20 protein-coding genes and 1 pseudogene are annotated in these 25,270 nt (G+C 73.7%); 15 read left to right on the plus strand and 6 right to left on the minus strand.

Translation table 11 applies throughout. From position 1 onward, the window contains the following. The first annotated feature begins 53 nt into the window (after positions 1 to 53). From J421_RS06700 to J421_RS06710, 3 genes are all read left to right on the plus strand, one after another. Positions 54 to 947, plus strand: a complete 894-nt coding sequence (locus J421_RS06700) for a peptidoglycan-binding domain-containing protein (protein WP_025410403.1) — start codon at positions 54 to 56, stop codon at positions 945 to 947. Positions 948 to 1,069: 122 nt separating this feature from the next. Further along, a complete protein-coding gene (locus J421_RS06705) occupies positions 1,070 to 2,311 on the plus strand; it encodes a helix-turn-helix domain-containing protein (RefSeq protein WP_025410404.1) in 1,242 nt (413 codons plus the stop codon). 118 nt (positions 2,312 to 2,429) lie between these two features. Continuing rightward, positions 2,430 to 3,275: a hypothetical protein gene (locus J421_RS06710; RefSeq protein ID WP_025410405.1), complete on the plus strand. Its 846-nt coding sequence runs from the start codon at positions 2,430 to 2,432 to the stop codon at positions 3,273 to 3,275. A gap of 15 nt (positions 3,276 to 3,290) precedes the next feature. Here J421_RS06710 and J421_RS06715 read toward each other — a convergent pair whose 3' ends face one another. Continuing rightward, the gene (locus tag J421_RS06715; RefSeq protein ID WP_025410406.1) at positions 3,291 to 3,875 is read right to left on the minus strand and encodes a dihydrofolate reductase family protein; all 585 of its coding nucleotides are present in this window, start codon (positions 3,873 to 3,875) and stop codon (positions 3,291 to 3,293) included. Between the two features lie 104 nt (positions 3,876 to 3,979). On the opposite strand from J421_RS06715, the gene J421_RS06720 reads away from it, so the two are divergent. Genes J421_RS06720 through J421_RS06730 form a run of 3 tightly spaced genes read left to right on the plus strand, consistent with a single transcriptional unit; the run spans position 3,980 to position 6,986 of the window. After that, the gene (locus tag J421_RS06720; RefSeq protein WP_025410407.1) at positions 3,980 to 4,441 is read left to right on the plus strand and encodes a YdeI/OmpD-associated family protein; all 462 of its coding nucleotides are present in this window, start codon (positions 3,980 to 3,982) and stop codon (positions 4,439 to 4,441) included. 26 nt (positions 4,442 to 4,467) lie between these two features. Continuing rightward, a complete protein-coding gene (locus tag J421_RS06725) occupies positions 4,468 to 5,334 on the plus strand; it encodes a CPBP family intramembrane glutamic endopeptidase (RefSeq protein ID WP_025410408.1) in 867 nt (288 codons plus the stop codon). After that, positions 5,331 to 6,986, plus strand: a complete 1,656-nt coding sequence (locus tag J421_RS06730; RefSeq protein ID WP_025410409.1) for a serine hydrolase domain-containing protein — start codon at positions 5,331 to 5,333, stop codon at positions 6,984 to 6,986. Before J421_RS06725 ends, J421_RS06730 begins: the two co-directional genes overlap by 4 nt. A gap of 175 nt (positions 6,987 to 7,161) precedes the next feature. Here the strand turns inward: J421_RS06730 and J421_RS06735 are convergent, their stop codons facing one another. Continuing rightward, complete coding sequence (locus J421_RS06735; protein ID WP_025410410.1) at positions 7,162 to 8,220, minus strand: alpha/beta fold hydrolase; 1,059 nt, start codon at positions 8,218 to 8,220, stop codon at positions 7,162 to 7,164. A gap of 205 nt (positions 8,221 to 8,425) precedes the next feature. Here J421_RS06735 and J421_RS06740 point away from each other — a divergent pair, with 205 nt between their 5' ends. The 3 genes from J421_RS06740 (at position 8,426) to J421_RS06750 (ending at position 11,918) form a co-directional block, all read left to right on the plus strand. Then, positions 8,426 to 8,824 carry a hypothetical protein gene (locus J421_RS06740; RefSeq protein WP_148306188.1) on the plus strand — a complete coding sequence of 133 codons (399 nt, stop codon included), beginning with the start codon at positions 8,426 to 8,428 and terminating at the stop codon, positions 8,822 to 8,824. Further along, complete coding sequence (locus tag J421_RS06745) at positions 8,812 to 10,035, plus strand: hypothetical protein (protein ID WP_025410412.1); 1,224 nt, start codon at positions 8,812 to 8,814, stop codon at positions 10,033 to 10,035. The genes J421_RS06740 and J421_RS06745 overlap by 13 nt, the downstream gene beginning before the upstream one ends. Positions 10,036 to 10,106: 71 nt before the next feature. Next, entirely contained in the window at positions 10,107 to 11,918 is a 1,812-nt protein-coding gene (locus J421_RS06750; RefSeq protein ID WP_025410413.1) for a MutS-related protein, read from the plus strand. On the opposite strand, the gene J421_RS06755 is transcribed toward J421_RS06750, so the two are convergent. After that, the gene (locus J421_RS06755; RefSeq protein ID WP_201773111.1) at positions 11,915 to 12,826 is read right to left on the minus strand and encodes a c-type cytochrome; all 912 of its coding nucleotides are present in this window, start codon (positions 12,824 to 12,826) and stop codon (positions 11,915 to 11,917) included. The two genes, J421_RS06750 and J421_RS06755, sit on opposite strands and share 4 nt — an antisense overlap. A 207-nt stretch (positions 12,827 to 13,033) precedes the next feature. Between J421_RS06755 and J421_RS33865 the strand changes: the two are divergent. Then, positions 13,034 to 13,338, plus strand: a pseudogene (locus J421_RS33865) (GxxExxY protein). Positions 13,339 to 13,473: 135 nt separating this feature from the next. On the opposite strand, the gene J421_RS06765 reads toward J421_RS33865, so the two are convergent. Beyond that, complete coding sequence (locus J421_RS06765; RefSeq protein ID WP_025410415.1) at positions 13,474 to 15,948, minus strand: ADOP family duplicated permease; 2,475 nt, start codon at positions 15,946 to 15,948, stop codon at positions 13,474 to 13,476. Positions 15,949 to 16,077: 129 nt separating this feature from the next. Here J421_RS06765 and J421_RS06770 point away from each other — a divergent pair, with 129 nt between their 5' ends. The 3 genes from J421_RS06770 (at position 16,078) to J421_RS06780 (ending at position 19,246) form a co-directional block, all read left to right on the plus strand. Further along, positions 16,078 to 16,503: a DUF6174 domain-containing protein gene (locus J421_RS06770; RefSeq protein ID WP_025410416.1), complete on the plus strand. Its 426-nt coding sequence runs from the start codon at positions 16,078 to 16,080 to the stop codon at positions 16,501 to 16,503. Positions 16,504 to 16,742: 239 nt separating this feature from the next. Further along, on the plus strand, positions 16,743 to 17,984 hold the full coding sequence (locus J421_RS06775; RefSeq protein ID WP_025410417.1) for an amidohydrolase family protein: 1,242 nt from the start codon (positions 16,743 to 16,745) through the stop codon (positions 17,982 to 17,984). After that, complete coding sequence (locus J421_RS06780) at positions 17,972 to 19,246, plus strand: MFS transporter (RefSeq protein WP_025410418.1); 1,275 nt, start codon at positions 17,972 to 17,974, stop codon at positions 19,244 to 19,246. Before J421_RS06775 ends, J421_RS06780 begins: the two co-directional genes overlap by 13 nt. Here J421_RS06780 and J421_RS06785 read toward each other — a convergent pair. Further along, the gene (locus J421_RS06785) at positions 19,243 to 20,181 is read right to left on the minus strand and encodes a PD40 domain-containing protein (RefSeq protein WP_025410419.1); all 939 of its coding nucleotides are present in this window, start codon (positions 20,179 to 20,181) and stop codon (positions 19,243 to 19,245) included. The genes J421_RS06780 and J421_RS06785 overlap by 4 nt on opposite strands. A gap of 15 nt (positions 20,182 to 20,196) precedes the next feature. Beyond that, the gene (locus J421_RS06790) at positions 20,197 to 22,065 is read right to left on the minus strand and encodes a multicopper oxidase domain-containing protein (RefSeq protein WP_025410420.1); all 1,869 of its coding nucleotides are present in this window, start codon (positions 22,063 to 22,065) and stop codon (positions 20,197 to 20,199) included. Between the two features lie 108 nt (positions 22,066 to 22,173). Between J421_RS06790 and J421_RS06795 the strand changes: the two genes are divergently transcribed. Continuing rightward, the gene (locus tag J421_RS06795) at positions 22,174 to 24,165 is read left to right on the plus strand and encodes an ankyrin repeat domain-containing protein (protein WP_025410421.1); all 1,992 of its coding nucleotides are present in this window, start codon (positions 22,174 to 22,176) and stop codon (positions 24,163 to 24,165) included. Further along, entirely contained in the window at positions 24,162 to 25,259 is a 1,098-nt protein-coding gene (locus J421_RS06800; protein WP_025410422.1) for a sensor histidine kinase, read from the plus strand. Before J421_RS06795 ends, J421_RS06800 begins: the two co-directional genes overlap by 4 nt. Positions 25,260 to 25,270 lie beyond the last annotated feature (11 nt).

Here is a 25,270-nt window from a genome sequence, read left to right on the forward strand (position 1 = left end):
GTAGTCTGCCCGCGCGAACCGAGCCACCGTCATCCCAGCACCGGAGTCATACGATGCCCGGCACGTTCACCATCGTCACCAAGAAGACCGGAGAGGGCGGCGTGAAGCACGGCACCGAGGTGAAGCGCGTGCAGCAGCTGCTCTACCTCGCCGGCTACAAGGGCGTCATCCCCGACGGTGGGTGGGGAAAGAAGACCACCGAGGCGTGGCAGCAGTATCAGGCGGACTACGGCTTCTTCCCGACGCGCCCGTTCGTGCAGGGCCACGACCCCGAAGGCAAGCTGCTCCCGCTCGCCGAAGCGGCGGGCGTGCTCGTGCCGCTCCCGGGCGGCGCCAACGGCGCGTCGGGCGTGCGCGCGTTCTTCGATACCGCGCAGTCGACGAAGCTCCCGTACGGCTGGTCCGACCACGGCAACGGCTCCATGCTGACGTGGGGCCTCGCGCTGAACGGCGACGTGAGCTGGGCGATCTGCACGAAGCCCGGCGGGTCGATGACGGCGCTGTTCGACATGAAGGTGCCGGTGTCGAGCAACTGCACGTCGCTCGCGAACGTGCTGCTCTCCATCTGGCACGCGGGCAACCTGCACAACGCGCAGTACGACGCGAGCCAGGCCTCGGGCGGCGCCGACGACGCGAAGGTGCTCGGCCGCCGCTACGGCTACGCGGCGCTCAAGGGCTCGCCGAAGCGGCCGGCCGGCGTGTCGACGCGCGCGGGGCTGTACACGACGGTGGAGGAGATCCAGGCGGACACGAAGCCGGGGCAGCTGTACCACTTCGCGTTCTGCGACAAGACCGGCTTCATCACGCACGACACGCTGCTGCTGGACGGCGAGATCTACGAGTGCACGTACACGAAGTCGCCGGCGTGCCACCGGTCGGATCTCGAGTCGCGATGGAAGCAGGCGCGGAGCATCGGGAAGTACGCGATCGTGTACGGGCCGGCGTGACGAGGCGTTAGGCCGCGGCGCAGCGCCTAACGACCGAGTGCCGGGGCCGCCTCGTCGCCGACCCCCTGGCCGCCCGCTCGCGGACGCCGCACCTTGCCCCGTCCGCCCCACCCGCGCCGTCCGTGCAAGTCACGATCGACTGGATCCACCTCGCCGAGCTCGCGGGCGCCGTGCAGGGCCTCCTGCTGGCCGTGGCGCTCGCCGCCCACCGCACCAACCGCACGGCGAACCGCCTGCTCGCGGCGCTCATGGCGGCGTTCACGGTGTCGCTGCTCTCGGAGGTGTACTACGCGGCCGGGTTGGTCCGGAGCGCGCCGCACTTCTTCGGCATCTCCTATCCGCTGCCGTGGACGTTCGGGCCGCTGGTGTACCTGTACGCGGTGGCGGCGAGCGACCGGCGGTGGCGCTTCGGGGCGCGCGGCGCGCTGCACCTCGCGCCGGCCGTCGGCGTCGTGCTCCTCACGCTCCCCATCTATCTGAAGAGCGGACCCGAGAAGATCGCGCTGTTCGACCGGATGACGGCCGGCGACGTGCCGACGGTCCTGAGGCTCCTCGACCCGACCAAGTACGTGTCGGGAATCGCGTACTCCGCGGCGACGGTGATGTACCTGCGCGCGCACCGCCGCCGGGTGCAGGACAGCTACTCGAACACCGAGCGGGTCAACCTCCGGTGGCTGCAGTCGCTGGCGGCCGTCGCCGCGGCCATCTGGCTGCTCGCGGTCGTCTCGGCGAACGCCGGCCTGGTCCCGCCGTCGATCGAGCGCTCCAGCGACAACCTCGTCTCCCTCGCCGTCGCCGCGTTCGTCTACGCGATCGGCTACAAGGGACTCCGCCAGCCGGAGGTCTTCCGGTACGACCGGCCGGAGCCAGCGCCAGCGCCGGTCCCCGACGCGCCGCCCGACGCGCCGCCCGTGCCGCCGACCGAGCCGGCCGCGAGCGTCGCCCAGCCCGCCGACCGCACCGACGCCCGCTACGAGCGCTCGGGCCTCGGCGAGTTCGAGACGCGGCGACTGAAGGCGGCGCTCCTGTCGCTGATGGACACGGAGCACCCGTACCGCGACCCGGAGCTCACCCTCCCCGCGCTGGCCGAGCGGCTGAAGTCCACGCCGCACAAGCTGTCCGAGGTGCTGAACCGCGAGATCTCGCAGACGTTCTACGACTTCGTGAACGCCTACCGGGTCGACGAGGTCCGCGCGCGGCTCGCCGACCCCGCCACGAAGCACCTGAACATCCTCGCCCTCGGCCTCGACGCCGGGTTCGCGTCCAAGTCGACGTTCAACCAGGCGTTCAAGAAGCTCACCGGGCAGACGCCGTCCGCCTACCGCAAGGTGCTGGAGGCGCGTCCTTCGCTCCGCTCGGGCTGACCGTCACCCCCAGCGCGGCGAAGTGGTCCGATCCGATCGGCCCGGACGACCCGGACGGCCCGCGGGCCGAGCTTCACCCCCGTCGCAGTCACTCGACTCACCCACGGGGGTTACCCATATGAAGCGCCATCACCTCATCGCACGCGCGGCGGTCATCTCCATCGCGTTCGCCGTCGTCCACACCCCGGCCGCCGCGCAGGAGCAGCTCCACGGCAGCGGCCACGACGACGGCCGGCCCCACCTGCACGGCAACGGGAGGTGGAAGGAGTGCTCGATCCAGCTGGACCCGTCGCTCACCCAGGGCGCGTGGCGCCAGTTCACGAAGGAAGCCGGGCTGGTCGCCTACTTCCGGCCGCTCGCCGACGCCGAGCCACTCGGCAGGGGACGGTTCGAGGTCTCGGCGGTGCAGTGGGACACCGGGATCGACGACGCGGACGACGCCTGGAACGACACGTTCGTGCACCCGGACTCGACGCACTACCTCACCGAGGGGAAAGGGCTGAAGTTCCCCGGCCTCATGGGCCGCGTCGGGGTGTCGGCGAACACGGACGTCGGCGTGTACTTCACGAAGAACCCGAACGCGAACTACGGCTTCTACGGCGCTCAGGTGCAGCGCCGCCTCCTCGGAGGGGCCGACCGGCGCTGGGCCGCCTCCGCGCGGGGGAGCTTCGTGTCGCTGTACGGGCCGGCCGACGCGAACCTCACGGTGTACGGGATGGACCTGGTCGCGAGCCGGAAGCTCACGCTGACGCGATGGGTCGCGGTCTCGCCGTACGTCGGCGTCTCCGGCTACGTGTCGACGTCGCACGAGAAGTCGGCGGTCGTGGCGCTGTCGGACGAGCACGTGGGCGGCGGCCAGGCGATGGCGGGCGCGGTGCTGCAGCTGTCGAAGGCGCGGATCGCGGCGGAGTACAACGCGGCGACGGTGCGGACCATCTCGCTCAAGGTGGCCATCGGGCGGTAGCCGCGCGGGCAGACCTCACCCTCGCTGCCGCGTGTAGTGCAGTCCCACGACCCCGCTCGGATACGGCCTCGCCGACACCAGCCCGAACGTCGCGTGCACGCCCTCCGGCAGCAGACGCTTGCCGCCGCCGAGCATGAGCGGGTACAGGAGCAGGTGCAGCTCGTCGACGAGATCGTGCGCGAGCAGCGCGTGGACGAGCTGACTGCTCCCGTCGGTGAGGATGTTCTTTCCCGGCTCCGCCTTCAACGCGCGCACCGCGTCCATCGGGTCGTCGCGGATGATCGTCGTGTTGCGCCACGTCGGCTGCTGCAGCGTGCGCGACACGACGTACTTCCGCGGCGCGTTCATCATGTCGCCGAACGGGTCGCCGGCGGGCATCGGCTCGAACGCGGCGGCGTGCGTCTCGTACGTGCGGCGGCCGAGCAGCAGGGCGTCGCAGTCGGCCATGAGCGCGCCGAAGCTCCGGCCGATGTCGTCGTGCCAGTACGGCCACGTCCAGCCGCCGTGCTCGAACCCGCCGTCGCGATCCTCGTCCTTCCCGCCTGGCGCCTGCATCACGCCGTCCAGCGACACGAACTCCGACACGATGAGCTTGCGCATGCGGTCTCTCCGGTGATGGTCGTGCGTCGTCGGGGCTCCCCTCCGTCCACACGACGAACGAGCGGACTCTGGTTCGACACGCGCCGCGACGACAAGATATCCCGGTGACCAACGCACCCCGCCGGTTCACCGGCACGCTCACCGAGTCCGGCAGCCGCGCGTTCGTCGAGCTCCCGTTCGACCCCGACGACGCGTGGGGCCCGAAGGACCGGCACTACGTCGCCGGCCACGTCGGCGGCCGTCGCTTCCGCGGCGTGCTCGATCGCACCGCGCTCGGCTTCGTGCTGCCGTTAGGCCCGGCGTGGCGCCGCGACAACGGCATCGTGCCCGGCGCGACGATCGACGTCGAGCTCGTGCCGGAGGGGCCGCTCGTGGAATCGCTCGACGCCGACATCGCGACGGCGCTCGACGCGGCGCCGAAGGCGGGGTCGCTGTTCCGCTCCATCGCGCCGTTCTACCGCAAGAACTTCGTGCGGTGGATCACGAGCGCGAAGCGTCCCGAGACGCGCTCCGCGCGCATCGCGGAGATGGTGAACCTGCTCGCCACGGGGAAGATCGAGCGATGAGCCGACCGACGACCGGAGCGATTGCCATGGAGAAGCCGCCCCGCGACACGCGCGCGCCGCTGGCCACGTACCTCGCCCTCACGTTCGGCCTCAGCGCCGTCTTCTGGTGGCTCATCATCGCCGCCGGATCGTTAGGCGCCCAGGGCGGGCTGTACGTCCTCGCGCTCATGTGGTGCCCGGGCGTGAGCGCGCTCGTCACGCGGCTCGCGTTCCAGCGCGACGTGCGCGGCGAGGGCTGGGGATGGGGCGGCACGCGGTGGAACGTGCTGGCGTACCTGCTGCCGCTGGCGTACGCGGGCGTCGCGTACGGCCTCGTGTGGCTCACGGGGCAGGGCGCGGTCGACCTCACGCGGTTCAAGACCCCGGTCGTGCTGTTCGTCGTCGTCGGCTCGCTGCAGAGCCTCCTCTCGGCCACGGGCGAGGAGCTCGGGTGGCGCGGGTTCCTGGTGCCGACGCTCGCGCGCACGCAGACGTTCGGGCGCACGGCGGTCGTGAGCGGCGCGATCTGGGCGGCGTGGCACATGCCGCTCATCTTCTTCGCCGACTACAACGGCGGCACGCCCACGTGGTACTCGGCGCTCTGGTTCGCGGTGATGGTCGTGTCGCTCGGCGTGCCGTTCGCGTGGCTGCGGCTGCGCTCGGGGAGCGTGTGGCCGGCGGCGATCCTGCACGCGTCGCACAACCTGTTCGTGCAGGGCTTCTTCGACCGCGTGACGGTGGACACCGGACACACGCGGTGGCTCACGACGGAGTTCGGGGCGGCGCTCGCGCTCGCGGTGGTGGCGACGTCGTGGATCTTCTGGCGCGCGCGCGACGCGCTCCCCGGACACGACACGGTGCGCGCGGTGCGCGCGGCCGAGCCGCGGCGCGTGGAGCCGGTGCCGTCGGCGTGAGCAGCGACGTGAGCAGCGACGTGAGCAGCGACGTGAGCACCGGCGTGCCGCGCGCCCGTCTTCGAGCGGCCATCGCCGCCGCGGCGCTCGTCGCGTCGCCGCTGGCCGCGCAGACCGCGCGCACCGCACACGCCGCGCGCACCGCGCCCGTGATCGACATGCACATGCACGCGCGTACGGCGGCGCACTACGGCGCGAGGGGGATGCCGCTCTGCGCGCCGGTCGAGCGCATGCCGTGGTGCGGCGGCCCTGCGAAGCCGAACACCGGATCGCCCGCGTTCCGCGCCCTTCTGGCGGACGCCCAGAAAGCCGTCATCGCGCAGACGCCGCCGTGGGCGGCGGCGATCGACTCCCTCATGGCGGGCGAGCTCGCCCGCGCGCGCGCGCCGGGGGCGCAGATCGCCGTCGTGGAGCGCGGACGCCTCGCGTACGCGAAGGGCTACGGCGTCGCCGACGTCGAGACGGGGCGGCCCGTCACCGATCGCACGCTGTTCCTCACCGGCTCGGTGACGAAGCTCGTCACCGCGACGCTGCTCGCGCAGCTCGCGGCGTCGGGCGTCGTCGACCTGCACGCGCCGGTGTCGCGCTACGTCCCGGAGCTGGCGGGGCGGCGCACCGGGGCGGTGACCACGCACCACCTCCTCACGCACTCGTCCGGCTGGAGCGACGCCGGCACCCCGTTCGGCCGCCTCGACGAGACGGCGTTAGGCGACGTGTTCCGCGCCGTCGGTGACACGATCGTGGCGACCGACCCGGGACGGGTGGCGTCGTACTGCAACCCCTGCTTCTCGATGGCCGGCTACGTGGCCGAGCGCGCCACCGGGCGGCGGTACGCGGATCTCGTCGACAGCGCGGTGCTGCGGCCGTTAGGCATGCGCCGCGCGACGGTGCGGCCGACGCTGGCGATGACCTACGACTTCGCGCTCGGCCACGCGGGCGCACCCGCGGATCCGCCGCGCGTGCAGCGCCCCATGCCCGCGAACGCCGCGGACGCGCCGAGCGGGTTCCTGTACGCGAGCGCGCCGGAGCTGTCGCGGCTCGCCGCGGCGCTCATGGGCGGCGGCATGCTCGACGGGCAGCGCGTGCTCGCCGCCGACGCGGTGCGCGCCATGACGACCGCGTACGTGCCGATCCCCGGCGAGCGCGCCGAGGCGCACGGCTACGGCCTGGACGTCGACACCGTCGGCGGGCGCGCGGTGTGGCGGAAGAGCGGCACCGTGGCGGGATTCCGCGCGCTGGTCACGATGTGGCCGCGCGAGCAGCTCGCGATCGTGGTCCTGACGAACCGCGCGACCGACCTGCCGATGCACGCGACGCCGCTCGCCGCGCGCCTCATCGCCGGCATCTCCGAGCCGCCGACGATCGTCTACCGTGGCGAGCGCGACGCCACGCCGGCCGAGCGCGCGGAGCTGGCGGGCACCTACGGCATCGGCCGCCAGCCGATCGTGATCGCGGACAGCGGCGGCGCGCTCGTCGTGCGGCTGCCGAACGGCGAGACGGGCCTCGGCCGGCTCACGCGCGACGGCGCGCGGCTGGTGCTGCCCGCGCCCACGGACTCCGCGCTGCACCCGTACGTCATCGTGCGCGACGCGGCGGGACGGGTACGGTACCTGTTCCGCGACAACGGGCGCGCGTACACGAAGCGGCCGTGAGGTCCGGCGATGCCTCGCAGGACTCCACGTACGAGTCTCTGAAGGACTGAAGCAGGACTGAAGAGAGACTGAAGAAGGACCAACCACAAAAAAAGTGTTGTTGGTCCTTCTTCAGTCCTCCTTCAGTCCTGCTTCAGTCCCCCACGAACTCGTACGTGGAGCCTAGCGCGCGCGACTACTGCGGGAAGATGACCGGGAACACCACGTTCGTCGTGAAGATGCATCGGTCGTTGTGCCCGCACTCCGGCACGATGATCGCCTGGTGCTTCGCGCCGAGCGTCTCGGTCACGTACTTGTAGAACGCCTCGCCGCGCGCGCGCCGGGTCGGCCCCTGCGCCATCGCGTTCGGCGACGAATCGAAGCCGCCTAACGGGAGGACGTCGACCTGGCCCAGCAGATAGGTCGTGGGGCGCTCGACGAGCTGCTTCACGAGCTGCGCGTCGCTCATGCCCGCCGCGTAGCCCGTGCGGTTCTCGAGCCCCGACGGCCACCGGTTGAAGTTCGGCGCCTTCGCCGCGTCGAACGGGCCGAACGTGAAGCTCGCGTGCACCTTCTCGCCCTCCGGGCCTAACGCTTCCTTCGCTCCCGCGGCGTTCTCCGGATCGGCGTCGCCGCTCGCCAGCGGCCGCACCGCCGCCGGCCACGCGTAGCTCGACGGGTTCGCGACGACGTAGCTGATGGAGACGCCGGGGGTGCCATGCACCTTGTTCGTCATCTCGTAGCGCGTCGCCACCTGGCCGCCCGCCGAGTGCCCGGCGACGACGATCCGCCGCAGGTTCGGGAACGTCTTCTTGTCGGCGAGCGTGCGGACGATCTCGTCGAGGAAGTCGAACGAGGAGATCGCGGGGTTCGTCGGCGACATGCCGCCCGACCGCCAGTTCTCGCCGCGCTCCGGCCACATGACCTCGTTCGCCTGCGCCTTGTCGGTCCCCGCGATGAAGTGCGGCGCGATGATGATCGTGTTCTCCAGCGCGCCGGCGAGGAACCCCGCGGCGGTCGACGTCTCGAAGTAGTGATCGGCGTTGCGTCCCGCGCCGTGGACCATGATCAGCGCGCGGGTGATGGCCGTGTTGCGCGCGGTCAACGGGTACGTCGCGTACACCATCGACCGCGCGGGGCCGCCGCCGTAGGTGATCCAGCGCTCGCACGGCGTGGTGGGCGTGGTGCACGGGCGGGCCTGGGCCCGAACCGTGGCGGGGAGGAGCAGGACGGCGAGCAGCAGGGGAATCCGCATGAGCGAGACGGCGGGATGAGAGAAGGGTCGCGGCGGTCCGGCCGCGCACTGACTACGAGCGCGCGCGGCGGTGCGTTGGGTCCGGACTTCGCCGACGCACGCCGCTTTCCCCAATACCGGACTCGACAGTATAGTTGATGCAGGGCGCGGACATGCGCGGCGATGCGGCCGCCGGCGCGCCCCGCGTTTCCCTCCCTCCCGAGCCATGCCAATGCGTCACGCGCCGATCGGCGCGGCGATGCTGCTGTCGTTAGGCGGCTGCAGCTGGTCGACCACGACCCACGACGATGCGATCCCCTGCGACGCGCCCGTCCAGGTCACCGTCGTCCCCGGATCACCGCAGCGGATCTCCTGGGCGCCGGCATGCGGCTTCAAGGACCTCACCATCGTGGATGCCGCCCCGAGCCCGTCGACGCCGCCGGCGCAGTGGCAGATCAGTGCGAACTCGCGGCTCATCGTTCCCGGCATCGAGTATGGCGTCGTGCCGCGCGGCGTGACCGGCGTGTATCCGCCGGCGCCGCTCGCGTCGGGGCGGACGTACCAGCTCGAGCTCACCCCGATCCGTGCGGGCGCGCCGCCGACGAGGGTCACGTGGACACCGTGACGCGCCGGCGCTCCACGCGGCGGCGCGCCGCGACCTCGATCCTCGCCGTGGTGGTCGCGGGGAGCGCCGCGTGCGGCGGGCGATGGCGCGCGGGCGAGCCGACGAACGATCTTCGCCCCGCGCTGGCCGCGAGCCGCCGAGCGATCGCCGCGGCTCGGTCGCGACTCGACACCGTGCTGGCGGACGCCGATCGCGCCGCCGCGGCGTCGCTGCTCGCCGACTCGGTCGAGATGCGCGTCGACGGGCGCGCCGGCGAGGCCACGGTGATCGCGCGCGGCCGCGAGGCGCTGCTCGCGCGGCTCGCCGCGTTCGCCGGACCCGGCGACGTCGTCCTGCTGCCGCGGCAGACCGAGCACTGCATCGGCGCCGGCTACGAGACCGGTGTCTACACGCGGTACCAGGCCGACCCGACGGGCGCGCGGACCGCGACGTCCGGCGGCTACGCGATCGCGTGGCAGGTGCGTGACGGCCGCGCCGCCGTACGCGCCCTCGTCGTCCGCGACGTGCGGGAGTTCGAGCACGCGCCGCGCGGCGTGGCGTGCATGGACGCGGCGGCGGTCGAGCGACGGGCGAGCCGCACCGGCATCGCCATCGCGTCGGTCTACTCGAACTGGCCCGCGGCGGGCACGCTCGATCGCGCGGCCGCGCGCGCCGGGTGGGGCACGCCGGCGAAGAACGGCCAGACGGCGGCGCCACCGTGCGCCGAGGGGAGCGCACCGTGGTCGCCGATCGCCGATCAGGTGCGCTTGCAGCTCTCGCTGCACCGGCGGTTCGGCACGCTGTTAGGCGCGGAGCTCGTGTCGGTGCCGACCGAGGTGACGCGCTGCTACCGCTCGCTCAACCCGCGCACGCAGACGGTCGTCTCGCAGACCGTGGCGCTCTCCGACCACGACGCGTTCGTCAACCTGCACGCAGGCGGGGCGCGCGTCGGCGCGGGGCTCGCGTACACGCGGGTCCGCACCCGGTCGATGGAGGACAGCGTCGGCGCGTCGGCATGGAAGCGCGCCGACGTGCGCACGACGGGTGGTACGCTCGGCGTCGCCGGGCAGGCGGCGTACACGTTCGGCGTGGGGACGCACCTGTATGGGGAGCTCGGTGGGCGCGTGCGGTTCGCGCCGGCCATGACCCCGGACCGGCTGCTCAACTTCGTCCCGGCGTCGATCCCCACGTGGGGGTACGCGCTGAGCCTCGCGGCGGGCGTCGCGTTCTGAGGCCACGCTACGCGTAGCGGTGGCGCGAGCGTGTCGCGCGATACTATCCATGGTGTCGACCACGCCCGCCCGTGCCTAACGTCGAACCGATCGCGTACTACGAGGAGGTCGCCCGCGCGCGCGGGGCCGAGGCCGCGCGCGCCGACCGCGCGGCCCGCGTCGCGTCGTGGCTGCGCCTCGCGCTCGCCGCCGCCACCGTCGGGGCGCTACTGCGCGGGGCTCCGTGGCCCGGGCTCGTCGCCGCGGCGGGCTTCGTCGCCGTCGCGTGGTGGCACCGGCGCACCGTGGAGCGCGCCGACGTGGCGCGCCGGCGTGCGGCCGCGGCGCGGGGCGGGCGCGCGCGCGCCGCGCGGCACTGGGCGGAGATGCCGGCCGTGCGCGCCGTCGCCCCCGCCGACGGGTGGCCGGCCGCGCTCGCGCGCGACCTCGACGTCACCTCGGGTCGGTGCCTAACGCGGCTCGTCGACGTCGTCCACCCCGCGGTCGGAGGACGCCGCCTGCTCGACTGGCTGCTCGGCGACCCGCCGGCGGTGGAGACGATCCGCGACCGGCAGGCGTCGGTCGCCGCGCTGCGCGAGCGCCCGGCGCTGCTCGTGGAGATCGTGGCCGACGCGCGCCACGGCGACGCGCCGGCGACGGCGGGCGGGCTCGCCGCGGTGCGCGCGTGGTGCGAGGCGGGCGAGTCGCGCGTGGCGTGGCTGCCCCGCGCGCTCTCCGTCGCCTGCGTGCTCGCGGCGGTCGTCGCGTTCGTGCTCGGCGGCGCGAGCGCGGTCGAGCGCGTCGCGGCGCCGCTGCTCGTCGTGCAGCTCGCGCTGGCCGCCGCGGCGCGACGCCGACTGCAGCGCGAGCTGCCACGCGTCGACGCGGCGCTGCCGCAGATCGCGGGCGTGGTGCGCGTGCTCGCCTCGCTCCATCGCGCCACGGACGTCGCGGGACGCCTCGGCGGGATCCAGCGCCGGCTGCGCGCGGAGCACGCGGTGTCGTCGCTCGCCGCGCTCGCGCGGCTGCTGGCGTGGAACGAGACGCGCCGCTCGCCGATGGCGCACTGGGCGCTGAACGCGGCCGGCGGCTTCGACGTGCATCTCGCGCACGCGTTCTCCCGCTGGCGGCGCGACGCCGGCCCGCGCGCGGCGGCGTGGCTCGATCTCGCCGCGGACGCCGAGGCGCTCGTCGCGCTCGCGACGCTCGCGTTCGAGAACCCGCGCTGGACGATGCCCGCGGTGCGCAACGAGCCCGCGCCGCCGCTCGACGCACGCGGCCTCGCGCACCCGCTGCTCGCCGCCGACGTCGCGGTGCCTAACGACGCGGCCCTCGCCGCGCCAGGCGACGTGGCGGTCGTGAGCGGCGCGAACATGGCCGGCAAGACGACGTTCCTGCGCGCGATCGGGCTCAACGTGCTGCTCGCGCAGGCGGGCGGCCCGGTGTGCGCGGACGACATGGTGGTGCGGCGGTCGCGCGTACGCTCGAGCGTGCGCGTCGACGACGACCTCGGTCGCGGCGCGTCGCTGTTCCTCGCCGAGGCGACGCGCTTGCGCGACGTGATCCGCGACGCGGAGGACGGCGGCGCGCCGGTGCTGTTCCTGTTCGACGAGATCCTGCACGGCACGAACGCCGCGGACCGTCTCGCCGCCACGCGCGTGGTGCTGCGCCGCCTCGCGCGCGCCGGCGCCGCCGGCGTGGTGACGACGCACGACCCCGCGGTCGGCGAGGTGGGCGACGGCGCGGGGGCAGAGCTGAACGCGCCGCGGCAGCTGCACTTCGCGGGGAGCGTCCGGCGCGATGCGGGCGGCGGGCTCGCGCTCGTGTTCGACTATCGCGTGCGCGAGGGGCCGGCGCGCGAGGCGAACGCGCGGCAGGTGCTGGAGATGCTCGGCATCGCCTAACGGTTGCCGTACGGCCGCGGCGGCAGCGTGCGCAGGAACTGGTAGACGGCGCGCAGCTCCACCGTGTCCATCTGCGCGATGATCTTCAGCGGCATCAGCTTGCCGTCGATGCGCGACCCGTCGGGGCGGGTACCCGTGGTGAGCGCGTGCACGAACTCCGCCTCCGACCACCGGCCGGGATTGCCGGCGGGCGTGATGTTCGCCGCCGGCCCCCAGTCGGGGGGCGCACCGGGGATCTTGCCGCCGGAGTAGCCGGGCCCATGGCACCCGGTGCACATCGCCGCGACGTAGCGTCCGTACTCGGCGGTCGGCGCGACGTCGACGTGCGGCACGTGCGACGCCGCGTGGTCGATCTGCTCGGCCGCGAGCAGCTTCACCTGCCCGCCGAGGTACAGCGCGCGGATGAGCGGCCCGGCGCGCGGTGGCGTGCGCTCGGTGCCGACCGCCGGGACGCTCCGCGCATACGCGACGATCGCGGCGAGGTCCTCGTCGGACATGCCCGTCATCTCCTGCGACGGCATGACGAGCAAGGCGGACCCGTCGGCGCGCAGCCCGTGCCGCACGGCGAGCTCCCAGTCGCGATCGCCTAACGCCGCACCGCGCCCGCCGCGCGTGAGGTTCGCGCCGGTGAGCCGCCCGATCATCGGGTCGTCGATGATGGTGCGCCCGGCGAGGTTCTCGCCGTGGCAGTCCATGCACCCGCGCGTCGTCACGAGATGCTTCCCGCGCGCGACGGCCGCGGCGTCGTCGCGCGCGGCGAACGCGTGGTCGGGCGTCGCGAAGCGCGCGCGGAGCCGCCGCTCGCTCAACCCGTAGACGACGCCCACGCCGGTGAGCACGAGCACGACGACGACGGCGAGCACGCGCAGCGTCCAGCGTGCGATGGTGCGGGCGGTCGAGGCAGACATGGGTGGAGCTCCGGTCGGGATTCGTCCGGAAGCTCGCGGCGCTCAGTCGCGCCGGCCTGGGTCGGATGACCCGGGAGCATGATGACGGCGGCGTGACGGGGGGACGACATCTCACGCGGAGCCGCGGAGGACGCGGAGAACACCACCTGTTGTTGGTTTCCTCCGCGTTCTCCGCGGCTCCGCGTGAGAGCATCCACCACGGCCGCCATGCGCCTGCTCGACGAAGTCACTGCCACCATCATCGGCACGTCTCTCCGGATCCACCGCGACGTCGGGCCGGGCCTCCTCGAGTCGGTGTACGAGGCGATCCTCGGGCGGGCTCTCACGCGACACGGGAGCGCCTGACGACCGTGCACGGCAAGCAGGTGCTCACCTACCTGCGGCTCATGCACCTGCCGGTCGGCCTCCTGCTCAACTTCGGCGCGGGCACCATGAAGGAAGGGCTGCGTCGGATCGTCAACGACCTGCCGCCGGAGGAATCGCCCGCCCTCCGGGTCAATCGCGGCGGCTGACGGCATGTCACGCGGAGCCGCGGAGGACGCGGAGAAACCCCAAGGCAGTGGTGTTCTCCGCGTCCTCCGCGGCTCCGCGTGAGATCCACGCAGCGTCCGACACGCCGCGGACGCCGCGCGGTCGGACGAGCGACCTCACTCCGCGCGCAGCGCCGCGTTCGGGTCCGCCCGCGCGGCGCGGCGCGCCGGGAGCGCGCTCGCGAGCGCCGCGACCGCGACGAGTGTGGCGCCGACCCCGAGATATGCGCGCGGGTCGGTGGCCGAGGTGCGAAAGAGCAGCGGCTGGATCCACGGCGCGGCGACGAGCGCCGCGATGGACCCGAGCCCCGCGCCCGCGAGCGCGAACGCGACGCCCTCGCCGACGACGAGCCGCGCGACGGCGCGCGCGCTCGCGCCGAGCGCGACTCGCACGCTCAGCTCGTGCGACCGCTGCGCGACGTCGTACGCGACGACGCCGTACAGCCCCACCGCCGCGACGGCGAGCGCGAGCAGCCCGAACGCGGCGAACATCGTCGCGCCGAGCTCCCACGAGCGGCGCTGCGCGCTCACGAGATCGGCGAGCGGCTCCACGGTGACATATCCCTGCCCGGGCATCGCGCGCGTGAGCGCTCGGCGCACGTCCTCGGCCATCGCGGCGGCGTGCGCACCGGCGACGCGCACGACCATGCGGTTGCCGCCCGCCGGGTCGCGCTGGTCGAGCGGCAGGTAGTAGACGAACCGCTCCGCGCTCGTGAGGTCGCGCTCCGCGGCGTCCTCGGCGACGCCGACGACCGTCGCGCACGGCACGGTGTCGGCGCCGACGCGCAGGCAGCGGCCTAACGGATCGCGGCCGGGCCACAGCGCGCGCGCCATCGAGCGGCTCACGATGGCCACCGGCGGCGCGCCCTCGCGGTCGGCGTCGGTGAACGCGCGGCCGCGCACGACGCGCGTGCCCATCGCCGCGAAGAAGTCCGGCGTCGCGAGCTGGAAGTCGAACCGCCCGAGTCGCGCCACCGAGTCGACGCCGGGAACGAACAGCGGCTGCGCGTTCGCGCCGAACGGAGCGCTGTTCACGCGCGCGGCGTACCGCACGCCGGGGATCGTCTGCGCCGTGGCGAGCAGCCGGCGGCGGAACGCGACGCGCGCCGCGCTGTCGAGCTTCGTCCCGCGGTAGTCGGGCAGCACCATGAGGACGCGATCCGCGTCGTAGCCGAGCGGCAGCGCGCGAACGGCGTCGAGGCTGCGCACGAACAGCGCGGCCCCGACGAGCAGCGCTGCCGACAGGGCGCCCTGCGCCACGAGCAGCCCGTCCCGAGCGCGCGACCGGCGCGCCGCGCCCGCGCGCCCGCGCAGGCGATGCGCGAGGTCGCCGCGGGTGCCTAACAGCGCGGGCCCCACCGCGGCGAGCAGCGCGGCGGCGAGCGCGCACGCGGCCGCTGCGGCGAGCGTGCGCACGTCGGTGGCCGCGTCGAGCGGCTCGTCGCCGGGCACGAGCAGCCGGAGCGCGCCCGCCGCCGATTGCGCGACGAGCACGCCGACCACCGCGCCGAGCGCGGCGAGCAGCAGCGCCTCGGCCAGCGCCTGCGATGCGAGCCGCCGCCGGCTCACCCCGAGCGCGAGGCGCACCGCCGTCTCGCGGCCGCGACGGAGCGCGCGGGCGAGCAGCAGGTTCGTCACGTTCGCCGCGGCGATCAGCAGCACGACGAGCGCGACGCCGCTCACCCACAGCAGCGTGCGCGCCTCGAGCCCCGCATCGGGGCCGGCGGCGATGCGCAGCGCACCCGCCACCGCGCGCGGCCGCGACAGCGACGGCGGCGCCGTGCCGGGGTCGAGCTCGCGCTGCGCGACGCGGCTCCGCACGTGCGCCGCGCTCAGGTCCGCCGACGCCGCGGCGACCGACACGCCCGGCTTCCGCCGCACGACGATGCTCGTCCAGTCCCAGTTGTAGAGGCGCCAGTAGCTGTCGACCTTGTTCTCGCCGGCGGCGAGCGGGAACGTGGTGATGGGGATGAACGCCGCCGGCGCGCGCTCCGACGCGACGCCCACGAACCGCGGCGGCGCCACGCCGACGATCGTCGCGCGCACGGTGCCCACCTGCAGCGGTCGGCCGATCACGTCCGCGCCGCCGAACGCCTCGCGCCAGTAGCGATACGACAGCACGACGACCGCCGCGCCGCGCGGCACGGTGTCCTCCGACGCGCCGAAGAACCGGCCGAGCACGGGCCGCGCGTCGAACATCGCGAACAGCGACGCGCTCACCCCGGCCACCTCGCGCTCGCGCGCGTCCTCGCCGGTGCCTAACGCGAGCGGCCGCTGCGCGACGGCGGCCGTCTGCGCGAACGACGTCGTCCAGCGGCGCAGGTCGAGCCAGCGCGTGTACGGCACCTCGCGCTTCGTCACCGTGCGGCCGTCGACGGTCGTCTGCAGGTACACGCGGTGCACCGTGCCGGCGTCGCGCAGGTACGGGAACGGCCGGAACATGAGCCGATCGACGACGCCGAACATCGCCGCGTTCGCCCCGACGCCGAGTCCGAGCGTGAGCGCGACGGCCGTGGTGAACCCCGGGGCGCGCCGCAGCGCGCGCGCGGCGTGCCGCAGGTCCTGCCACAGCGCCTGGATCGAGTCGAGCATGTTCCCTCGCGGTTGTCGGACGAGGAATGGACAGCGCGCCGGTCCCGAGGGATTGTACGCCGCGCGGTGACTGCCGCACCGGTGGAGCAGGTAATGCCCGGAACGACTCCGTCACCCGGGAGCGGAACGATGCGAGCATGCCTTCCCCTCGTCGCCACGGCGCTCCTCGGCTGCCGCGACGCCACGAGCCCGCGCGACGAGATCGCGCTGCACCGCGCCCGATGGACCGCGCACGCCGTCACGTCGTACCGGTACGACTACGAGCTGACGGGGTTCTTCATCAGGTACGCCGGCATCCCGGTGCGCGTCCAGGTGCGCGACGGCGTGGTGCAGGCCGCGACCGACGCGTCGACCGGGCAGCCGCTCGACGCGCCGCTGACGCAGTGGCCGACCGTGGACCAGCTGTTCGACGACGCCGCGCGGTCCGCGAGCGCCGGCACGCTGCGCGCGGTGCGCTTCGATCCGACGTTCGACTATCCCACCGAGATCGACATCGACGGCCCGCCCGACGCGAGCGGGGCGATGCACGCGAGCGGGCTGGTGCCGGTGCGCTGAGTTCCGCGGTGTGTGAACCGCAGAGGACGCACAGCGCCGCAGAGGACTGCCTCTTCTTTTTGAACCACAGAGGACACAGAGGACACGGAGGAGAACCCTTCAAGAGAAGTTGGTTTTCTCTGTGTCCTCCGTGTCCTCTGTGATAAGAAAGCAGTTGACGAGGCAAGCACGGCAGGGATGCCCGTCCCCGGTACCACCCCCATATTGCCGCATCCCACCCGTCACCCTCCGGAGCCTCGATGCGCCGTTCGATCGTCGGTCTGCTCGCTCTCACGCTCGCCACGTCCGCGTCCGCGCAGCCGCCTGCCGGCCAACCGCCGGCTGGCCAACCGCCTGCCGGCAATCGCGGCCCCGGCGGTCGGCGCGGCACGCCGATCAAGCCCGGCGAGCAGTGCCCGCCCGGGACGACCGAGATCCGGCCGAACAACTGCATGGCCCCCGAGGCCGCGCCGCCGAGCATCCTCGACTACCGGCCGCGCTCCACGCTCGTCACCGCGGCGCACCTGGTGCCGCGCGCGAAGTATCCGGCGATCGACTTCCACGGCCACCCGCAGGGACTGTTAGGCAGCGCGGACGGCGTCGCGCAGCTCGTGGCCTCGCTCGACAGCCTGAACGTGCGCATGATGGTCGCCGCCGACAACATGAGCGGCGATCGGCTCACGCGCGCGCTCGCCGCGATCGCCGCGTCGCCGCACAAGGATCGCGTGCGCGTGCTCGCCGGCATCGACTTCCGCAACGTCGGACCGGGGTGGGCGGACCGGGCGATCAAGCAGCTCGAGGCCGACGTCGCCGCCGGCGCGGTCGGCGTCGGCGAGATCTCGAAGTCGTTCGGCCTCTCCATCCGCAAGCCCGACGGATCGCGTCTCAAGATCGACGACCCCGAGCTCGACCCGATCTGGGACGCGTGCGCGCGGCTCGGCCTCCCCGTCTTCATCCACACGGCCGATCCGGAGGAGTTCTTCCAGCCGATCGACTACACGAACGAGCGGTGGCTCGAGCTGTCGCTGTTCCCGGAGCGACGCTACCCGCAGGACCGCTTCCCGAGCTTCGAGCAGCTCATGACGGAGCGCGACAACCTGTTCCGTCGCCACCCGAAGACGACGTTCGTCGCCGCGCACATGGGCTGGCACGCGAACGACCTGCCGCGGCTCGCGAAGATGCTCGACGCGATGCCTAACGTCTACACCGAGGTCGGCGCCGTGCTGTACGACATCGGCCGCCAGCCGCGCGCCGCGCACGACTTCTTCGTCAAGTACCAGGACCGCATCCTGTTCGGCAAGGACTCGTTCCAGCCGGAGGAGTACCCGTACTACTGGCGCGTCTTCGAGACCCGCGACGACTACTTCGACTACTACCGGCCGTACCACGCGTTCTGGAAGCTCTACGGCATCGACCTCCCCGACGCCGTGCTGAGGAAGGTCTACTTCGCGAACGCGCTGCGCATCACGCGTCGGCTGCCGCAGACCGGATGGCCGAAGTAGCCGTCGCCGCGCCGGCACCCGTCGTCGACGCGGGCGCGCTCGGCTGGTGGCGCGCCGGCGACCGCGCCGCGCGCCGGGCGCTCGTCGCGGCGTCGTTGGGCTGGGCGCTCGACGCGTTCGACGTCATGCTGTTCTCGCTCACGCTCGCCGCGGTCATCGCGGAGCTCGGGCTCACGAAGGCGCAGGCCGGCGCGTTGGGCTCCATCACGCTGCTCGGCGGCGCGGCCGGGGGCCTCGTCTTCGGCCACGTCGCCGACCGCTGGGGGCGCACCCGCGCGCTCATGGCGAGCGTGCTGCTCTACTCCGTGTTCACCGCGGCGTGCGGCCTCTCCACCACGCTCTGGCAGTTCGCGCTCTTTCGCGTGCTGCTGGGACTCGGCATGGGCGGCGAGTGGGCGAGCGGCGCGGCGCTCGTCGCCGAGACGTGGCCGGCGCGGCACCGCGGTCGCGCGTTAGGCATGATGCAGAGCTCGTGGGCCATCGGCTTCGCCGCCGCGGCGGTCGTCGTGGGGCTCGTGCTGCCGCGGTGGGGGTGGCGCACGGTGTACTTCGTCGGCGTCGCGCCCGCGCTGCTCACGCTCTGGGTGCGGCGCAACGTCGAGGAGCCCGCGGTGTGGCGCGCGCGGCGCGACGCGCCCGTCGGCGCCGTGCGGCCGCGCTTCGCCGACATGTTCCGCGGCCCCATGCGCCGCCTGACGGCCGCGGTCACGTTCATGAACGCGTGCGCGCTGTTCGGCTGGTGGGGGCTCAACTCGTGGATCCCCGCCTACCTGTCGCTCCCGACGGCGCAGGGCGGCGTGGGGCTCGGCACGCGCACCATGTCGTGGTTCGTCGTCGCCATGCAGGTCGGCATGTGGCTCGGCTACGTGTCGTTCGGCTACGTCTCCGACGCCGTCGGGCGCAAGCGCGTCTACGTCACCTACCTGCTCGCGGCGAGCGTGCTGCTGCCGCTCTACGGCGCCGTCGCGAGCCCGCCGGCGCTCCTGTTGTTAGGCCCGCTCGTCGCGTTCTTCGGCACGGGCTACTACAGCGGCTTCGGCGCCGTCACGGCGGAGATCTACCCGACCGCGATCCGCGCCACGGCGCAGGGGTTCACGTACAACCTCGGGCGCGTCGCGAGCGCGGCGGCGCCGTTCACCGTCGGCACGCTCGCCGCGTCGCGCGGCTTCGGCACGGCGTTCGCCGTCGCCGGGGCGGCGTTCCTGCTCGGCGCGGTCGCGTGGGTGTGGATCCCGGAGACGCAGGGGCGCGAGCTCGCCTAACGAACGAACGCGATGCGGGCCCCGTCCGGCGACCACGCGGGGCTCGAGCCATCCCGGATGAGCAGCCGCGCGCTGCCCCCCGCCGCCGGCATGCTCCAGATCTCGTGGCCCCCGGACGGCACGGGGATGGTGAACGCGAGCGTGGCGCCGTCGGGGGACCAGGCGGGGGCGTCGACGTATCCGACGCCGGCGGGATCGGCGAACCGGACGTCGGCCGCGCCGCCCCGCAGGTCGTGCACGGTGAGGCCCGCCCCGCCTTCCCAGTTCGAGTAGGCGAGACGCGTCCCGTCCGGCGACCACGCGGGCTTGCTCGGGCCGCCCGTCTCGGCGCGCGCGACGACGGCGACGCGCAGGTCCGATCCGTCGGCGTTCACGACGAGGATCTCGAGCGACGACCCGTGGTCCACGTCGAACAGCATGACCGCGATCCGCTGGCCGTCGGGCGACCACACCGGCGTACCGACGGCCGTGCTCACGGCGCGGTACCGCTCCGCCGCGAACCCGTGGCGGACGATCGTCGTGACGCTCGAGCCGTCGGCGCGCAGCACGGTGATGCCCTCGGGGCCGGTCACCGCGATGCGGCTGCCGTCGGGCGACCACGAGGGCTGATAGCCGTCGCCGAGTCGGCGCTCGCCGCCGCCGTCGGCATCGATGACGTAGACCGAGCCGTAGGCGCCTGCGCCGCGGTGGAACGCGAGCCGGCGGCCGTCCGGCGCCCACGCCGGGTCGTAGCCGCGCGTGAGCAGCGTGGGCGCTCCGCCGTCCGCGCTCGCGAGATAGATCGCCGCATCGGCCGTCGTCGCGGCGGGCGGTGGCGCTGGCACCGTCGGCGCGACGCCTTCCGAGGGCGTCCGTGGCGCGGCCGCGTCGCGGCACGCGGTGGCGAGCGAGACGAGTGCCGTCAGCGCGAGGATGCGGTGTCCGACGATGGGCATGGTCCTTTCCTTCGATCAACGCACGTGGATCGGCATCGACGCGAGCGGCACGCCGGTCCCCGTCGTGACGAGGACGCGCAGGTCGCCCGGCTCGTTAGGCACCAGCTCGAAGTCGTACGACTCGCCGTTCCCGATCTGCTGTACGGCGGGACGCACCGTGGCCTGGTCCGGCGGCAGGTCGCGCCCGTCCTTCGCCACCGCGCGCCACGTCACTGCTGCGGTGTCGCGCAGCACTCGCGCGATCATGCTCGGCCGGTACGGGTGGATGTTGATGACGCGCACCCGGTAGCGTTCGCCGACGCGCAGCTCTCGCGCGGAGGGCGCGAGGCTGCCGTTCAGCAGCACCCGGTCGCGGTCCGCGTCGCGGCGCGGCACGGTGATGAGCACCATCACGTCGTGCGCGGCGTCGTAGGCCGCCGGATCGTCGACGACGAGCAGCGCACCGGAGAGGCCGGCCTGCTGCTGCCGCACCTCGTCGGCGTGCGGGTGATACATGAACGTCCCCGCGCGCGGCGGCGTGAAGCGCGCCTCGAACGAGTCGCTCGGCGCGATCGCCGCCGCGATGTGCCCCGGCGTGCCGGAGAAGTCGGCCACGCCGTCGTAGTAGCTCTCCAGCTCGATGCCGTGCCAGTGCACCGCCGTCGGCTCGCGGAGCCGGTTCACGACCGTGATGCTCACCGGCTCGCCACGCTTCAACAGGATCGTCGGGCCGGGCAGCAGCGGACCGCCGTTAGGCACCGTGCGCGCACCCTCCTCCAGCACGTAGCCGTATGCCGGCTCCGCGTCCGTGCCGCCGGAGTCGGTGCGCGCCACGAGCCGCAGCCGTCGCCGCGGCGACGCCTCGGCCGATGCCGCCACCGCGACGACGGGCCGCGGGCGGACCGCGATCCCCATCACCAGCCCGCCCATCATGTCGCGCGTGTGGTCGTGCGTGTGCACCGCCTGCTCCGGCGGCAGCGGCGTGCCGTCGAGCGGCCGGTTGCGCAGCACGTGGAAGTTGTCGTGGCAGTGGAACAGCCAGTTCCCCGCGCGCTCCGGCACCCAGCGCATGGTGAACGTGCGCCCGGGCGGCAGCCGCTCGGTCACGGCGAGGTGCGGCGAGCCCGCGGCGTCGTAGGTGCTGTCGCGCGTGCCGTCGCCGCGGCTCTCGACGTCGAAGTAGAAGCCGTGGAGGTGCATCGGATGCACCGCGGCGGACAGGTTCACGAGCCGGAAGCGCACCGTGTCGCCCTCGGTGTACGCGAGCCGCTCGGTGTTCGGCCACGACCGGCCGTTGATCGCGAAGCGCAGCACGTCGGACCGTCCGGTGATGCCCGCCGCGTCCGCGTCCTGCTGCCACAGCGTGATGACGAGCACGCGGTCGGCCGCCGGCGCGGTCCCGCGCGGGTCGACGACGAACGCGCCGCCGAGCTGCGAGTCGGCGCCCGATCGGCCGCCGATCGTGGGCGAGCTCGTCGCGGCCCAGTAGCGATACGTCCCCGGTGCGCCCGCGACGAACCGCGCCTCGCGCGTCTCGCCGGGGCCGACCCGCATCGTGTCCGCCGGGCCTAACGGCACGCCGCGCGTCGACAGGCCGTGCACGACGATGGCCGCGTCGAGCGCGTTGTGCACGAGCGCGCGGATCTCCGTCCCCTCCGGCACGCGCAGCAGCGGTCCCGGCACGCTGGCCGGCTTTCCCGCCTCGGCGAACACCCGCACGGCGATCCCCGGCGCGTCGTCGCCGTCGGGGCGCCACTCGATCGCGCGCGCCTCCAGGTTGACCGTCAGCACGCCCGAGCGCAGCGTGCCCGCGCTCGCGCGGTTGTCGTTCGGCGTCGCGCGCTCGGTCGGCGCGGCGGGGCGGAGGAGCGCGAGCGCGAGCAGCGCGGGGAACAGGCGCGGCATGGCAACCGGTCCGTGTGGAGGGCGCTCCATTATGGGGCCCGCGGGCGATCGTCGCGAGCGGCCCGGGCCGCGGTGTAAGTTCTCCGGCCTCACCGAGTGGAGCCGCCGATGACGACGCTCATCCAGCCCGACGCGCTGAAGGGGCCGGAGCCGTGGCCCTGGTCGCCCGGCGCGGGCGTCGACGTGTGGGCGATGTTCGTCGCCTGCATGCGCGGCGATCTCGACGCCGTACGCGCGCTGGTCGCGAGGGACCCGTCGCTCGTCCGCGCGCACTACGAGTACCGCACGCCGCTGTCGTTCGCCGTGCGCGAGAACCGCCTCGAGGTCGCGGCGTATCTCCTCGACCACGGTGCGAATCAGATCCTGCTCGGCGACGCGCTGGAGATGGCGCGCGACCGCGGCTACACGGAGATGGCCGCGCTGCTCGAGCGCGATCTGGCGCGGCACGGCGCCGATGCGAGGGGCGAGGCCGTCGCGGCCGCGATCCGGGCGTACGACCGGGCGGAGGTGCGACGGCTCCTCGACGCGTCGCCGGAGCTGCTGCACGCCGGTGATGGACGCGGCAACCAGCCGATCCACTGGGCGGTGATGACGCGCCAGCTCGACCTGATCGACGAGCTGCTCGCGCGCGGCGCCGACGTCGACGCGGCACGCACGGACCACGCGCGGCCGATCCAGCTCACGAACGGCGACTACTTCCATCGTGGGTGGCGCGACGTGCCGGATCACGTCACCACGACGCCCGACGACGTCTATCGCCATCTCGTCGCCCGCGGCGCGACGGTCGACATCGGCATGGCCGCGGCGAAGGGCGATCTCGCACGCGTTCGTGCGCTCGTCGACGCCGACCCGAAGATCGTGAGCCGCGTGGACGCGTACTGGTCCGGCTACTCCGGCGCGGGCGCGCCGCTCACGAACGCGGCGGCCGGTGGGCATCTGGAGATCGTGAAGCTGCTCCTCGCGCACGGCGCGGATCCGAATCTCCCCGAGGAAGGGATCGCGCCCAACGGGCACGCGTTGTACGCCGCCGTGTTCAACGGCCACCACGAGATCGCGACGCTGCTGCTGGAGCACGGCGCGAACCCCGACGCCCCGGTCGAGAGCTCGGCCGACGCGGTGTGGATCGCCATCCGCGCCGGCGATCTCCGGATGCTGGAGCTGCTCGCGTCGCACGGCGCGACGTGGGAGATCCCGTTCGAGGTGCGCGAGCATCGCACGCTGACGTACGAGCAGATCGTCGCCACCGGCATCCGCCGCTCGATGTCGGTGCTCGCGATGTACGACGACGTCGATGCGGCGGCGGCGCTCATCGACCGCGACCCGTCGCTCGCCGACGACCCCGATGCACTGAGGGAGGCCGCATCGCACGCGCACGAGGCGTTCGTGCGGCTGCTGTTGGGCCATCGTCCCGACCTCGCGACGCGTGTCACGGTGTCGCGGCCGCGCGCGATGGCCGAGCTGCTGTTCGCGCACGGCATGGACCCGAACCGACCGAACTGGCTCCGCCGGAGGCCGCTGCACGACTTCGCGGACCACGGCGACGTCGAGAGCGCCGCGCTGTTCCTCGACCACGGCGCCGACATTCACGCGCGCGACGCGGAGTGGCGCTCCACGCCGCTCGCCTGGGCGGCGCGGAGCGGCCAGGCGCGCATGGCCGAGCTCCTGCTCCGGCGCGGCGCGCGGCTCGAGCTCCCCGACGACCCGCCGTGGGCGACGCCGCTCGCCTGGGCGACGCGCCGCGGGCACGACGACGTCGTGCGCTTGCTGCGCGACGTCGCCGCGGGCCGCCCGCTCCCCGCACGCGACCTCGCGTTCTACGAGGCGCAGGCGCGCGATCTCGTCGCCGCGTATCACAGCGCGGACGGCGCGCCGCTCGACACGATGATCGACCTGTTCCAGGGGCGCCGCCCGCTGCTCTGGGACCGGCCGCCGCTCGCCGAGCGCACCGCGCGCGTGCGACGCTTCGTGCGCCGCCGGCTGGGCGACGACCCCGCCGCCGCGCCGCTCGACACGTTGACGCTCGACGACGCGCGGCGCCTCGTGGCCGCGGTGCACGGCTTCGCGGGCTGGCACGCCCTCGCGGCGAGCGTGAGCCCGTGAGCCCAGGGGCCGATGCGCCGAAGCCGCGCCCGTACTGGCTGCTCATCGCGGCCGCGTGCGTCGTGCCCGCGGTGCTCGACGCGCTCCAGACGTGGGCCAAGCAGCGCTTCGACGCGCGCCCCGGCGTCGATTGGGGCGACGTCGTGTTCCAGGGCGCGGAGTGGCTGTTCCTCGGCGCGCTCACGCCGATCACGTACGTGCTCGCGCGCCGCTTCCCGCTGCGCCGCGACCGGATCGGACGCGCCGTCGCCGCGCACGCCGCCGGAGCGGCCGCGCTCTGCGTGGGCTGGGCGTCGTTAGGCGTGCTGCTCGGCGCGGCGATCCATCACTACCCGGCGGACCCGCGGGACATGCGCGGCGCGTACGCGAGCTGGGTGCTCACGAGCGTGCCGTGGTCGGTGTTCATGTACTTCACGGTGCTCGGCTGCGTCTACGCGTTCACGTATTTCGTGGAGGCGCGCGAGCGCGAGGCGCAGCGCGCGCGGCTCGCCCAGCAGCTCGCCGAGGCGCGGCTCGGCGCGCTGCGCATGCAGCTCAACCCGCACTTCCTGTTCAACAGCCTGAACGCGATCCAGGTGCTCGTGCGCGACCACGACACCCAGGCCGCGTCGCGCATGCTCGAGCTGCTCGGCGGCGTGCTGCGCCAGGTGCTGCACGGCGAGCCACGCCAGCAGGTGCCGCTCGACGAGGAGCTGCGCTTCCTCCAGCGCTATCTCGCGATCGAGCAGGTGCGCTTCTCCGATCGGCTGCGGGTGCAGTGGGCCGTCGACGACGCGGCGCGCGACGCGCTCGTGCCCGAGTTCGTGCTGCAGCCGCTCGTCGAGAACGCCGTGCGACACGGCGTGGCCGGGCGCGCCGACGCGGGCACCATCGAGATCTCCGCGCACGTCGAGGGCGACACGCTGCTGCTGGGCGTCCGCGACGACGGGCCGGGCTACGACGCCGCGACCGCCGGCGCCGGCGTCGGTCTCGCGAACGTGCGCGCGCGGCTGGAGACGATGTTCGGCGACGCGGCGCGGTTGGAGATCGGGCGTGCGGCGAGCGGCGGCACGCTGGCGACGATTCGCCTGCCGCTCGCGAGGTCGCAGGCATGAGACGAGTACCC

The organism is Gemmatirosa kalamazoonensis, assembly GCF_000522985.1.
GTDB lineage: Bacteria > Gemmatimonadota > Gemmatimonadetes > Gemmatimonadales > Gemmatimonadaceae > Gemmatirosa > Gemmatirosa kalamazoonensis.

Bases quoted from the DNA above. Each gene is read 5' to 3' on its own strand.
- J421_RS06740 (WP_148306188.1), top strand. From the start codon at position 8,426: ATGCCAATGCGTCACGCGCCGATCGGCGCGGCGATGCTGCTGTCGTTA.
- J421_RS06715 (WP_025410406.1), bottom strand. From the start codon at position 3,875: ATGCGCAAGCTCATCGTGTCGGAGTTCGTGTCGCTGGACGGCGTGATG.
- J421_RS06785 (WP_025410419.1), bottom strand. From the start codon at position 20,181: ATGCCCATCGTCGGACACCGCATCCTCGCGCTGACGGCACTCGTCTCG.
- J421_RS06780 (WP_025410418.1), top strand. From the start codon at position 17,972: ATGGCCGAAGTAGCCGTCGCCGCGCCGGCACCCGTCGTCGACGCGGGC.
- J421_RS06725 (WP_025410408.1), top strand. From the start codon at position 4,468: ATGGAGAAGCCGCCCCGCGACACGCGCGCGCCGCTGGCCACGTACCTC.
- J421_RS06765 (WP_025410415.1), bottom strand. From the start codon at position 15,948: ATGCTCGACTCGATCCAGGCGCTGTGGCAGGACCTGCGGCACGCCGCG.
- J421_RS06710 (WP_025410405.1), top strand. From the start codon at position 2,430: ATGAAGCGCCATCACCTCATCGCACGCGCGGCGGTCATCTCCATCGCG.
- J421_RS06700 (WP_025410403.1), top strand. From the start codon at position 54: ATGCCCGGCACGTTCACCATCGTCACCAAGAAGACCGGAGAGGGCGGC.
- J421_RS06795 (WP_025410421.1), top strand. From the start codon at position 22,174: ATGACGACGCTCATCCAGCCCGACGCGCTGAAGGGGCCGGAGCCGTGG.
- J421_RS06790 (WP_025410420.1), bottom strand. From the start codon at position 22,065: ATGCCGCGCCTGTTCCCCGCGCTGCTCGCGCTCGCGCTCCTCCGCCCC.
- J421_RS06770 (WP_025410416.1), top strand. From the start codon at position 16,078: ATGCGAGCATGCCTTCCCCTCGTCGCCACGGCGCTCCTCGGCTGCCGC.
- J421_RS06755 (WP_201773111.1), bottom strand. From the start codon at position 12,826: ATGTCTGCCTCGACCGCCCGCACCATCGCACGCTGGACGCTGCGCGTG.
- J421_RS06735 (WP_025410410.1), bottom strand. From the start codon at position 8,220: ATGCGGATTCCCCTGCTGCTCGCCGTCCTGCTCCTCCCCGCCACGGTT.
- J421_RS06775 (WP_025410417.1), top strand. From the start codon at position 16,743: ATGCGCCGTTCGATCGTCGGTCTGCTCGCTCTCACGCTCGCCACGTCC.